The sequence below is a fragment of the Amycolatopsis sp. NPDC051061 genome, from assembly GCF_040682935.1.
GTDB lineage: Bacteria > Actinomycetota > Actinomycetes > Mycobacteriales > Pseudonocardiaceae > Amycolatopsis.
This window is the reverse complement of sequence record NZ_JBFBBZ010000103.1, coordinates 1-12,169: the sequence shown is the minus strand read 5'-3', so window position 1 is coordinate 12,169 and position 12,169 is coordinate 1. Positions and strand designations below refer to the sequence as shown.

10 protein-coding genes are annotated in these 12,169 nt (G+C 72.0%); 6 read left to right on the top strand and 4 right to left on the bottom strand.

What is annotated here, in order from left to right; translation table 11 throughout:
- Window positions 1–113 precede the first annotated feature (113 nt).
- Both AB0N03_RS51520 and AB0N03_RS51515 read right to left on the bottom strand, forming a co-directional pair.
- Window positions 114–1,745, bottom strand: coding sequence for an ABC-F family ATP-binding cassette domain-containing protein (locus AB0N03_RS51520; RefSeq protein ID WP_364388797.1), 1,632 nt, complete (start codon window positions 1,743–1,745; stop codon window positions 114–116).
- Between the two features lie 158 nt (window positions 1,746–1,903).
- Window positions 1,904–2,380, bottom strand: coding sequence for a MarR family transcriptional regulator (locus AB0N03_RS51515; RefSeq protein WP_364388795.1), 477 nt, complete (start codon window positions 2,378–2,380; stop codon window positions 1,904–1,906).
- Between the two features lie 146 nt (window positions 2,381–2,526).
- On the opposite strand from AB0N03_RS51515, the gene AB0N03_RS51510 reads away from it, so the two are divergent.
- The 3 genes from AB0N03_RS51510 (at window position 2,527) to AB0N03_RS51500 (ending at window position 5,263) form a co-directional block, all read left to right on the top strand.
- Complete coding sequence (locus AB0N03_RS51510; protein ID WP_364388793.1) at window positions 2,527–3,114, top strand: helix-turn-helix domain-containing protein; 588 nt, start codon at window positions 2,527–2,529, stop codon at window positions 3,112–3,114.
- A complete protein-coding gene (locus tag AB0N03_RS51505; protein WP_364388791.1) occupies window positions 3,111–4,340 on the top strand; it encodes an MFS transporter in 1,230 nt (409 codons plus the stop codon). Before AB0N03_RS51510 ends, AB0N03_RS51505 begins: the two co-directional genes overlap by 4 nt.
- An 89-nt stretch (window positions 4,341–4,429) precedes the next feature.
- On the top strand, window positions 4,430–5,263 hold the full coding sequence (locus AB0N03_RS51500; protein WP_364388789.1) for a metallophosphoesterase: 834 nt from the start codon (window positions 4,430–4,432) through the stop codon (window positions 5,261–5,263).
- 93 nt (window positions 5,264–5,356) lie between these two features.
- On the opposite strand, the gene AB0N03_RS51495 is transcribed toward AB0N03_RS51500, so the two are convergent.
- Window positions 5,357–5,902 carry a CGNR zinc finger domain-containing protein gene (locus tag AB0N03_RS51495; RefSeq protein ID WP_364388787.1) on the bottom strand — a complete coding sequence of 182 codons (546 nt, stop codon included), beginning with the start codon at window positions 5,900–5,902 and terminating at the stop codon, window positions 5,357–5,359.
- A gap of 38 nt (window positions 5,903–5,940) precedes the next feature.
- On the opposite strand from AB0N03_RS51495, the gene AB0N03_RS51490 reads away from it, so the two are divergent.
- Window positions 5,941–6,876, top strand: a complete 936-nt coding sequence (locus AB0N03_RS51490; protein ID WP_364388785.1) for a phosphotriesterase — start codon at window positions 5,941–5,943, stop codon at window positions 6,874–6,876.
- 3 nt (window positions 6,877–6,879) lie between these two features.
- On the opposite strand, the gene AB0N03_RS51485 is transcribed toward AB0N03_RS51490, so the two are convergent.
- A complete protein-coding gene (locus AB0N03_RS51485; protein ID WP_364388783.1) occupies window positions 6,880–7,785 on the bottom strand; it encodes a PAC2 family protein in 906 nt (301 codons plus the stop codon).
- A 38-nt stretch (window positions 7,786–7,823) separates the two neighbouring features.
- On the opposite strand from AB0N03_RS51485, the gene metH reads away from it, so the two are divergent.
- The gene (gene metH, locus AB0N03_RS51480) at window positions 7,824–11,378 is read left to right on the top strand and encodes a methionine synthase (protein ID WP_364388781.1); all 3,555 of its coding nucleotides are present in this window, start codon (window positions 7,824–7,826) and stop codon (window positions 11,376–11,378) included.
- Window positions 11,379–11,389: 11 nt separating this feature from the next.
- A complete protein-coding gene (locus tag AB0N03_RS51475) occupies window positions 11,390–12,052 on the top strand; it encodes an HAD family phosphatase (RefSeq protein ID WP_364388779.1) in 663 nt (220 codons plus the stop codon).
- The last annotated feature ends 117 nt before the right edge of the window (window positions 12,053–12,169 follow it).

Genomic DNA, 12,169 nt, shown 5'->3' with positions numbered 1-12,169 from the left:
GCCCCGGGCGCCACCCCCCCTAACCCGCCCCGCCGTCCACCCCCCCCCCGCAACCCCCCAATCACAAACTGGGGGGTTCCTTAGCCCTCAACCCCCCGCCACTGTATAACGGCCTATACCGCCACGGGGTGGCCGGCGGCCAGCTCAAGGTGGTCGCCTGACCAGTCCCGGCGCAGCCACCGGTCGTGGGACGCGATGACGACCGCGCCCGGCGCCGTTTCCAGCGCCGTGAACAGTTCTTCCACCAGGGTCAGCGAAATGTGGTTGGTCGGCTCGTCGAGCAGGAGCACGTCCGGCGGTTCGGCGAGCAGCACCGCCAGGGCGAGCCGCCGGCGCTGGCCCACCGAAAGCGCCCCCACCGGCTGCCGCAGATCCCGGGACGCCAGCAGGCCGAGGTGGCTCAGCGGGGGCGCGTTCTCACCGAGCGCGTCCCGGTACACCCGGGCCGCGGTCCGCTCCGGGTCGGCGAACACGATGTCCTGCTCCAGCAGGCCGACCCGCACCCCGTGTCCGAAGTGGACAGCCCCGCTCGCCGGCGTGAGCTGTCCGGCCAGCACGGACAGCAGCGTCGACTTCCCGGCGCCGTTCCCGCCGGTGACGAGCAGCCGGGCCGAAGCGTCGACGTCGAGCCGCGGCAACCGAAGCCGCCCCGGGACTTCCAGGTCCCGCACCGAGATCGCGGGCCCGTCGCCGGTCGCGTGACCGGTGAGCTCCGCCCGGAACCGCAGGGGTGCCGGGGGTTTGCGCACCTGGTCGCGTTCGAGGTTCTCGAGCCGCTGCTCGGCGTCGCGGACCCGCCGCGAGATCGTCTTCTGGACGCGGGCGCCCTTGAAGTGGTGGATGAACTTGTCGTTGTCGCGCGGGCCGCGGCCGTAGGCGACGTTGCGCGCGGTGACCGCGACAGTTTCCCGCAGCTCCTTCAACTCCTCCTGTTCTTCGGCGAAGCGCTGCTCCCACCGTGCGCGCTCGGCCTTCTTGTGCCCGAGGTAGTCCGAATAGCTGCCGCCGTAGCGGACCGCGCCGCCGGCCTGGCGGTCGGCCGCGGCCGGGTCGAGGTCGACGATGTCGGTGCAGACGGCGTCGAGGAACACCCGGTCGTGCGACGAGAGCACGACGATCCCGGTCAGCTCGGTGAGGTGGCGTTCGAGGAAGTCCATCGCGGCGTCGTCGAGGTGGTTGGTCGGTTCGTCCAGCAGCAGGGTTTCCGGCCGCCGGATCAGGAGCGCGGCCAGGCCGAGCCGGGACCGCTGGCCGCCCGACAGCGTGCCGAGCCGCCGGCCGGGTTCGACGCCGCCGAGACCGAGCCCGTCGCAGACGAGCTTCGCGCGGCGGTCGGCGTCCCAGAGGTCGTGGGCTTGCGCCCATTCCAGGACCCGGCCGTACTCGTCGAGGACGGCCGGATCGTCGGGCCGGTCGGTCATCGCCACGGTCAGCTCGTCGAGCCGGGCGGCGGCCGAGCGGATCTCGGCGAGCGCGTCGTCGAGGACGCCGGCGAAGGTCGCGTCCATCGCGAACGGCAGTTCCTGCAGCAGGAACCCGACGTCCGGGCCGCGGCGGACCTCGCCCGAGCGCGGCTCTTCGAGCCCGGCGAGCAGTCGCAGCAGCGTGGACTTGCCGGTGCCGTTCTCGCCGACCAGGCCGAGCCGCTGCCCGGCCGACGCGGTCAGCGTGACGCCGTCGAGGACGACGCGGGTGCCGTAGCCGAAGACGACGTCCTTGGCCTGCAACGGAAAGAGGGTAGACATGTGCGATCACCGGGCCCGGATGAGAAGAAGCGGAAATCCCGCCGGGCGTCGTGGCACGCGGGAGCGTCAGGCTCGACCGGGTGCTGCCTCGGAAGCGGGATGGGCGCGGTTCAGTTCCTCATAGTGGAGCCAGGTTAACGCAACACCAGTAGAGTTAGTCAACTGGTTATGGCCTGGGTCACATCCGGCAGGTTTCCCGACGCCTGTTCGGCGGCGGCGGTGCCGTCGGTGAGGAACCCGACGAGTGCGGTCAGCTGGCGGCGGTCCAGGCGCGCGAGGCGCTCGCCGACGAACCGGGCCATCGGCGCGTACAGCTCGGCGAGCTCGACCATCCGGTCCGGCAGGGGCCGGAGGACGAGCCGGCGGCGGTCGGCCGGATCCGGAGCGCGCTCGGCGAGGCGGTGGCGCTCCATCCGGTCGAGCAGTCGCGTGAACGCACCCGTGGAGATCCCGAGCAGCCGCGCGAGCTCGGTCGGGGAGTCGCTGACGCCGCCGTGGAGCAGATGCAAGCAGTGCAGCTCGGTGGGGGTGACGGCCATCCGCTCGGCGACCGCGGCGTGGAAGAGCGCGGTCGAGCCCACGAACCGGGGGAGGGCGAGGGCGGCGGCGGTGGCGAGTTCGCGCTGGTCGGGCAACGTCCATCCAAGGTCGGGTGACGACGCAGTCACTGCCTTGCGCAGTGACTGCCCCGCGAACGATAGCGGAGCCGCTTGACAAACCCGCAGGCGGGACCAACTATGAAAGAGAAGTTTCGAAATGACTCTTTCAGATAGGACGATCGATGGCCGAGCTGCCGCCGCGCAAGCGGATCGAGGACGTGGAGCTGCTGCGCGCGCTGTCCCACCCGCTGCGTTCGGCGCTGCTGTACCACCTGACCTCGGTCGGCCCGCGCACCGCGAGCGAGTGCGCCGAGGCGGTCGGCTCGACGGCATCGAACTGCAGCTGGCACCTGCGCCAGCTCGCGCAGTACGGCCTGGTCGAGCGGGCCGAGGGCGACGACGGCCGGGAGCGGCCGTGGCGCGCCCGGCAGGTCGGGCTCGACCTGGGCGACATCGACGACGACCCGGTCCGCCGGGCGGCCCAGCTCGGCGTGGTCGGCGCGACGCTGGCCAACGAACAGGAGCTGACCCAGCGCTACCTCGACTCGATGGACGACCTGGACCCGGCCTGGCGGGCGGCGGCCGGGCTCGTCTCCTACTCGCTGCGCGTCACGCCGGAGGAGCTGACCCGGCTGACCGACGCGATCGACGCCCTGGTCCGGCCCTACGTCGGAGCCATCCGGACGGACGCGCCGGCGGACGCGCGCCCGGTGCACGTCGGCCTGCGGGCGTTCCCGCGCATCGAACACTCGGGAAAGGCGGAGGAATGAAGCAGCTGCTGGGGGTGCCGGCGTTCGCGCGGTTGTGGGTGGCCGCGTTCTTCGGCGAGACGGCCGAATGGATGTTGCAGGTGGCGCTGCCGGTGTACGTCTTCCAGCGCACCGGTTCCGCCGCGACGACGGCGCTGAGCATCGTGCTCGGTCTGCTGCCCGCGGTGCTGCTGAGCCCGGTCGCCGGTGTCGTGGCCGACCGCTGGAACCGGCGCGCGGTGCTGTTCGGCGTCTGCTGCGGGCTGGCCGTCGTCGCGCTGCCGCTGCTGGCCGAGCCCGACGTCGTCGTGGTGTACGCGGTGATGGCCGGGCAGGCGGCGCTGGCGTCGGTGTTCGAGCCGGCGCGCAACGCCTTGGTGCCGGAGCTGGTCGGCATCGAAGAGGTCACCGGGGCGAACGGGCTGATGAGCGTGAACGGCAGCGTCGCGCGGCTGGCCGGTGGCTGGGCCGGCGGCGCGCTGCTCGGCTTCGGCGGGCTCGCGGACGTCATCACCGGCTACCTGGCGGTCTTGGCGGTGGCGGCGGCGTTGCTGGCCAAACCGTTCCGCCGCGTGAGCGCGCCGGCTCCGGCCGCCGCGCCCGAACCGGTGGTGCGCGCGTGGCTGGACGGTCTCCGCGAGCTGACGCACAACCGCCGACTGTGGCGCACCGGGCTCGCGCTCGTGTTCACCTCCCTGGCGCAGGGCATGTTCCTGGTGCTGTTCGTGGTGTACGTCCTGGACGTGCTGGGCGGCAGCGAAGCCGACGCGGGCCTGCTGCGGGGCGTGCAGGCGATCGGCGGGCTGGCGGCCGGGTTCGCGCTGGCCACGGTGGCGCGGCGGGTGGCGCCGGCGGCGTTGCTCGGCTGGGGTTCGATCGCGCTGGGCCTGGTCTCGGCGGTCATCTGGAACCTCTACCTGGTGACGACCGCGCTGGGGCTGTACGTCGGGTTGTTCGTCCTGGTGGGAGCGCCCGGCGTGGCCGCGGGCGCGGGGGTGCTGTCGGAGATCCAGAGCGCGGTGGCACCCGAGCGGGCGGGCCGGGTGCTGAGCACGACGTTCGCCGCGGTGGCGACGTTCACGACGGTGGGGGCGCTGCTGGCGGGCACCCTGGTCGCGACGACCGGACCGGCGCTGCTGCTGAACGTCCAGGCCGGCGTGTACGTGCTGGCCGGGGTGCTCATGCTGGCGCGGCGACGCCGGCCCGTCGGTCCGGCCGCCGAAGTGCCCGCCACGACGGCTGCCTGAGCGGGCGCGATGCGCGGGTCCGTGCGGAAAACCTCCGGGATCCGCAGGTTTCGCGAGGATCCCGCGACCCCGGTGGTTACGGTGGAGGGGTGCCGCACCTCTTCGCCACCAGCGACCTCCACGTGACCCACGAGGGCAACGGCCCCATCCTCGACGACGTCGTCCCGGAGACGCCCGGTGACTGGCTGCTCGTCGCCGGGGACGTCGCCGAGCGGGCCGAGGCGACCATCGGGACCCTGAAGACCCTGCGCGAGCGGTTCGCGAAGGTCGTCTGGGTGCCGGGCAACCACGAGCTGTGGACCACGAACAACGACGACTGCCAGCTGCGGGGCCAAGCCCGCTACGAGTACCTCGTCGAGCAGTGCCGCGAGATCGACGTGCTCACGCCCGAAGACGAGTACCCGGTCTGGCGCCACGGCGCGCGGCCGCTCACGATCGCGCCGCTCTTCCTGCTCTACGACTACAGCTGGCGGACCCCGGAAGCCGAGGGGCAGTCCCTGGAGGAGGCCCTGCGCCAGGCGCGGGCCGCCGGGGTGGTCTGCACGGACGAGTACTTCCTGCACCCGGACCCGTACCCGAGCCGGCAGGCGTGGTGCGCGGACCGGCTCAAGATCAGCACCGAGCGCCTCGACGCGATCCCCGAGGACCACGGCACGATTCTCATGTCGCACTGGCCGCTGCACCGCCACCCGACGGCGCCGCTGTATTGGCCGGAGTTCGCGTTGTGGTGCGGAACGACGAAGACCGAGGACTGGCACGTCCGCTACCGCGCGGAAATCGCCGTCTACGGCCACCTGCACATCCCGCGCACGACCGAGGCGGATGGCGTGCGGTTCGAAGAGGTGTCGCTCGGCTACCCGCGCGAGTGGCGCAAGCGAGCGCGGGGCGCGGTGCCGATGCGCCGGATCCTGTGGCCGTCCTGACCGGGGCGGGCAGGTCGTCCGACGACGACTCATTCCTGTCGTCTGACGAGGTGAATGAGTCATTCACGACCAGCGTCGGCCGCCGCACTACCGTCAGGACTCCGCGCGGCGCCGTTCCCTGAGCGCGCGCACCCGGCCCCGGCTCGCGCAGGCGGGGGACGGGCACCAGCGTCGTCGCCCACCCGGGTCGGCGAACACGCCCCGGCAATCCTGTTCCGGACAAGCACGCAGGTCGGCGCGCAGGGGCCCGGTGAGCCAGTCGGCCGCGTGGTGCGCCAGCCGCGCCAGGGCCGCGGCCGTCGTCGGCGGGGCACTGCGGTGCAGCCGGTCGAGCGCGGCCAGGTGCACCGGCTCGGCCGCGAGGAACGTCGTCAGCGCCCGAACCTGGGAGGCGTTCGGCGCCACGCCGTCGACCGCGTCCAGGGCCAGCGGTCGCAACGTCTCGCGGAGCCGGTGGGCCGCGCCGAGGTCTTCGTCGGTGACCCGGGCGAGCGGGGTCAGCTCCGCGAGCGCGAGCCAGGTCCGGAACCGCTCGGGCGTGGGCAGCCGCTCGACCGGCCGCGGGCCGAAGTGGCGGCCGCGGGTGGCGAGCAGGTTCAGCCAGGGCGCGCCCATGTCGAGGCGGAAGTCTTCCGGCACCTCGTCATCGTAACGGGTGAGGCGTTACACTCGCCCTCGTGACTGAGGAACCGCGGGTGCGGACGGTGCTGGGCGACATCGATCCGGCCGAGCTGGGCGTGACGGACGCGCACGACCACCTGTTCTTCGCCTCGCGGCTACTGCCCGGCCAGGAGCTCGACGACCTGACGGCGGCGAAGGAGGTGCTCGCCCGCTTCAAGATGGCCGGGGGATCGGCACTCGTGCAGTGGACGCCCTTCGGGCTGGCCCGCCGCACACGGGAGCTCGCCCGGATCTCCGAAGAGCTGGGCGTGCACGTCGTCACGGCCACCGGCCTGCACCGGGCCGAGCACTACGCGCCGGCCGCGCTGAGCCGGGTCGTCGACGACCTGGTCCGCGTCTTCGTCGCCGACCTGACCGAGGGCACCCAGCCCGCCGACCGGCCGGACGAGCCGCGGACCGGCCCCCGCGCCGGGCTGATCAAGGTGGCCGGCGCGTTCCACACGATCGACTCGCACGCCCGGCTGACGCTGACCGCCGCCGCGGTCGCGCACCAGGAGACCGGCGCGCCGATCGCCGTCCACCTCGAACTCGGCACCGCGGCCCTCGAAGTGGCCGAGCTGCTCTGCGAGAAGCTCGATGTGCCACCCGACCGGGTGATTCTCGGGCACCTGAACCGCAACCCGGACCAACAGATCCAGCGCGAGGTCGCCGAGACCGGCGTGTTCCTCGGTTTCGACGGCCCGTCGCGGGCCAACCACGCCACCGACTGGCGGCTCTTCGACGGGCTCGAAGCGCTCGTCGAGGCGGGCCACGGTGGCCGGATCCTGCTGGGCGGCGACACGACGACCGCCGCGGCACGCCACCAGCCGGGCGCGGCCTCCCTGCTCACGACGCTGGTGCCGCGGCTGACGAAGCTGCTGGGCGGGGACGTCGTCACGGCCGTGCTGGTGGCGAACCCCGCCCGGGCGTTCGCCACCAGCTGGCCGGAGTGATCCTCAGCGCAGGCCGAAGCCTTCCTGGCCGCCGCCTCGGCCGCGGCGGCGCAGGTAACGCTCGAACTCCGCGGCGATCTTGTCGCCACTGACGTCCTGCTCCGCGACCTCGGTCTGCGCGTCCCCGCGCTCTTCGAGGCCGCGGACGTACTCGCTGATCTCTTCGTCCTCGTCGGCCATCTCGCTGACGGTGCGCTGCCACTCCTCGGACTGCTCCGGCAGCGCGCCCAGCGGGATCTCGACGTCGAGGATGTCCTCCAGCTTGTGCAGCAGCGCCAGCGTCGCCTTCGGGGACGGCGGGTGCGACACGTAGTGCGGCACGGCGGCCCAGATCGACACGGCCGGGATGCCCGCCTGCACGCAGTAGTCCTGCAGGATGCCGACGATGCCGGTCGGACCCTGGTAGTTGTTCATCTCGAGCCCGTAGAGCGACGCGGTGTCCTTGTCGTACGCCGTCCCGGTCACCGGGACCGGCCGCGTGTGCGCGGTGTCGGCGAGCAGCGCGCCGAGCGTCACCACGGTCGCGACGTCCAGCTGCTTGATGTGCTCCAGCAGCTCGGCGCAGAAGGCGCGCCAGCGCATGTTCGGCTCGGGGCCCTGCACGAGCACCACGTCGCGGTCGAACCCGTCGGGGCGGCACACCGACAGCGTTGTCGTCGGCCAGTCGACCCGGCGGGTGACGCCGTCCACCATCCGGACGGTGGGGCGGCTGACCTGGAAGTCGTAGTAGTCGTCGGGCTCCAGTTCGGCCAGTGGCGTCGCGTCCCAGTTCAGCTGCAGGTGCTCGACCGCCCGGCTGGCCGCGTCACCTGCGTCGTTCCAGCCTTCGAAGGCGACCACCATCAGCGGCCGGGAGGGTTCGGTGCGGTCGCCGGGCGGCCGCGGGGTCTCGTCGACGGGCTCACTCACCGGACCAGCCTACGACCACCGGCCTTACCCTGTTCAGCATGTCCGACCGGGTGTCGCCGCCGTTCCTCGAAGCCCTGCGCTCGCGCGTCCTGGTGGCCGACGGGGCGATGGGCACCGCGCTGCAGGCCCACGACCTGAGCCTGGCCGACTTCGACGGTCTCGAAGGCTGCAACGAGATCCTCAACGTCACCCGGCCGGACGTGGTCCGCTCGGTCCACCGGGGCTACCTGGACGCCGGCGCGGACGCCGTCGAAACGAACACTTTCGGGGCCAATTTCGCGAACTTCGCCGAGTACGACATCACCGGCCGGATCTTCGAGCTGGCCGAGGCCGGCGCGCGGCTGGCCCGGGAGGCCGCCGACGAGTTCGCGACGCCGGACCGCCCGCGGTTCGTGCTCGGCTCGGCCGGCCCGGGCACGAAGCTGCCGACGCTCGGTCACGCGCCGTTCACCACGCTGCGTGACGCCTACCAGGAGGAAGTCCGCGGCTTGCTGGCCGGCGGCGTCGACGCGGTGATCGTCGAGACCACCCAGGACATCCTCCAGACCAAGGCATCGATCATCGGCGCGAAGCGGGCGATGGCCGCCGAAGGCCGGTTCGTGCCGATCCTCGCTTCGATCACCGTCGAAACGACCGGGACCATGCTGCTCGGCACCGAGGCCGGCGCCGCCCTGGCCGCGCTGGAGCCGCTCGGCATCGACGTGATCGGGCTCAACTGCGCCACCGGGCCGGCCGAGATGAGCGAGCACCTGCGGCAGCTGGCCAAGCACGCCCGGGTGCCGCTTTCGGTGATGCCGAACGCCGGCCTGCCCGAGCTGGGGCCGGCCGGCGCGGTCTACCCGCTCGGCCCGGAAGCGCTGGTCGAGGCGCTCGCCGGGTTCGTGCGCGAGTTCGGCGTCGGCCTGGTCGGCGGCTGCTGCGGCACCACCGACGAGCACATCCGGCAGCTCGCCGCCGCCGTGGCGGACACCGCTCCGGTCCCGCGGCGGCCGCGGCCGGAGCCCGGCGTGTCCTCGCTGTACCAGGCGGTGCCGTTCAAGCAGGACGCCAGCGTGCTGATGATCGGCGAGCGGACCAACGCCAACGGCTCCAAGGCGTTCCGCACCGCGATGCTCGAAGGCCGCTGGGACGACTGCGTCGAGATCGCCCGCGAGCAGACCCGCGACGGCGCCCACCTGCTCGACCTCTGCGTCGACTACGTCGGCCGCGACGGCACCGCGGACATGGCCGAGCTGGCCGGCCGCCTGGCCACGGCGTCGACCCTGCCGATCATGCTCGACTCCACCGAGGTCCCGGTGCTGCGAGCCGGACTGCAACGGCTCGGCGGCCGCTGCGCGGTCAACTCCGTCAACTACGAGGACGGCGACGGCCCGGAGTCCCGCTTCACCCAGGTCATGGAGCTGGTGAGCGAGTACGGCGCCGCCGTCGTCGCGCTGACCATCGATGAGGAAGGCCAGGCGCGGACCGCGCGGAAGAAGGCCGACATCGCGTCCCGGCTGATCGCGGACATCACCGGGAACTGGGGCGTGCGGACGTCCGACATCATCATCGACGCGCTCACCTTCACCATCGCCACCGGCCAGGAGGAGTCGCGCCGCGACGGGGTCGAGACCATCGAAGCCATCCGCGAGATCAAGCGGCGCCACCCCGAGGTCCAGACCACGCTCGGCCTGTCGAACATCTCCTTCGGCCTCAACCCCGCGGCGCGGCAGGTGCTGAACTCGGTGTTCCTGCACGAGTGCGTCCAGGCCGGGCTCGACACCGCCATCGTGCACGCGTCGAAGATCCTGCCGATGGCGCGGATCCCGGACGACCGGCGCGCGGTGGCCCTGGACCTCGTCTACGACCGTCGTCGCGACGGCTACGACCCGCTGCAGGAGCTGATGGCCCTGTTCGAGGGCGTGAGCGCGGCGTCGACCAGGGCGTCGCGGGCCGAAGAGCTGGCCGCGTTACCGCTGTTCGAACGCCTGGAACGCCGGATCGTCGACGGCGAGCGCAACGGCCTCACCGACGACCTCGACGCGGCCATGGAGCAGCGCCCCGCCCTGCAGATCATCAACGACACGCTGCTGTCCGGCATGAAGACCGTCGGCGAGCTGTTCGGGTCCGGGCAGATGCAGCTGCCGTTCGTGCTGCAGTCCGCCGAAGTCATGAAGGCCGCCGTCGCCCACCTCGAGCCGCACATGGAGAAGGAGGACGACGCCGGCAAGGGCCGGATCGTGCTGGCCACCGTGCGCGGCGACGTGCACGACATCGGCAAGAACCTCGTCGACATCATCCTGTCCAACAACGGCTACGAGGTGGTCAACCTCGGCATCAAGCAGCCGATCACGACCATCCTCGACGCGGCGGACGAGCAGGGCGCCGACGCGATCGGGATGTCCGGGCTGCTGGTGAAGTCCACGGTGATCATGAAGGAGAACCTCCAGGAGATGAACTCCCGGGGCATTTCCGCGCGCTGGCCGGTCTTGCTCGGCGGCGCGGCGCTGACCCGGTCCTATGTGGAGAACGACCTGAGCGAGCTCTACTCCGGCGACGTCCGCTACGCGCGGGACGCGTTCGAGGGGCTGCGGCTGATGGACGCGATCATGGCGGCCAAGCGCGGCGAGTCGCCGCTGGTGGACGCCGACGCGGACAAGAAGCGTCAGGAGCGCAAAGAACGCCGCGAACGCTCGCTGCGGATCGCCGAGGCGCGCAAAGCCCGCAAGGCGGAAGAGGAAGCCCTCGAAGGCCCGCCGCCCGCGCGCTCCGGCGTCGCCACCGACGTCCCGCTGCCGGTCCCGTCGTTCTGGGGTTCGCGCGTGGTCAAGGGCGTCGCCCTCGCCGACTACGCCGCGATGCTCGACGAGCGCGCGACCTTCATGGGGCAGTGGGGCCTCAAGGGCGCCCGCGGCGGCGCCGGTCCGACCTACGACGAGCTCGTCGAGTCCGAAGGCCGGCCGCGGCTGCGGTACTGGCTGGACCGGCTGACCGCCGACGGCGTGCTGGCCCACGCGGCCGTCGTCTACGGCTACTTCCCGTGCGTCGCCGAGGGCGACGACCTGGTCGTGCTCACCGAGCCGTCGCTCGACGCGCCGGAGCGGGTGCGCTTCACCTTCCCGCGGCAGCGTCGCGACCGGCGGCTCTGCCTGGCCGACTTCTACCGCCCGCGCGAGTCCGGCGAAGTGGACGTCGTGCCGTTCACCGTGGTCACGATGGGCCGGCCGATCGCCGACTACGCCAACGAGCTGTTCGCCGCCGACGCCTACCGCGACTACCTCGAGGTCCACGGCCTCGGCGTCCAGCTCACCGAGGCGCTGGCCGAGTACTGGCACTGCCGCATCCGGGGCGAACTGACCTTCCCCGGCGGTGTGGCGGTCGCCTCAGAGGACCCCGACGACGTCGAGGACTTCTTCAAGCTCGGCTACCGTGGAGCGAGGTTCTCCCTGGGCTATGGCGCCTGTCCCGATCTCGAGGACCGGGCGAAGATCGTCGCGCTCCTCGAGCCGGGCCGCATCGGCGTGAAGCTGTCCGAGGAGTACCAGCTGCACCCCGAGCAGTCGACCGACGCGATCGTCTGCCACCACCCGGAAGCGAAGTACTTCAACACCTAGGGAGATCCACTGTGGACGGTCTCGTCGCCGTGCTGTGGGACATGGACGGCACGCTCGTCGATTCCGAGAAGCTGTGGGACATCGCCCTCTACGAGACGGCCGAATGGCTCGGTGGCAAGCTTTCCGAAGAGCAGCGGATGACGCTCGTCGGATCCAACATGGACGACACGTCCGCGTACCTGCTCGAGGTCGTCGGCCGTGAGGTGACCCCCGAGGCGATCGCCTCGACCGGCGAGGAGATCCGCCGTCGCACGGCCGGACTGTTCGACGACGAGCTGCCGTGGCGCCCGGGCGCTCGCGAGGCGCTGACTGCGGTGCGCGAGGCAGGCGTGCGCTCGGCGCTGGTCACCTCCACCGAGCGCGTCCTGACCGAGCTGGCACTGAACACGATCGGGCGCGAATTCTTCGACGTCACCGTGTGCGGCGACGAGGTCGAGGGACTCAACAAGCCGCACCCACGCCCGTACCTCAAGGGCGCCGAGCTGCTCGGCGTGGACCCGGCGCGCTGCGTCGCGGTCGAAGACTCCCCGCCGGGCACGGCGTCGGCGGTCGCGGCGGGCTGCACCGTGCTGGTCATCCCCAACGACGTCCCGGTCGAGCCGGGGGAGCGGCGCGTGTTCCGCGACTCCCTGGTCGGCATCGACGTGCCGGCGCTGGCGGCCCTGCTGGGCTGAGCACGCCCAGGTCGCTTTTCCGCTAGCTGTATTGACCACGGAGGTTGGGTACGGGGCGACACGTGATCGGATGATCTTGGCGTGAGGGAGGGCCTCCGGGTTCGGTGTGGATTGCGA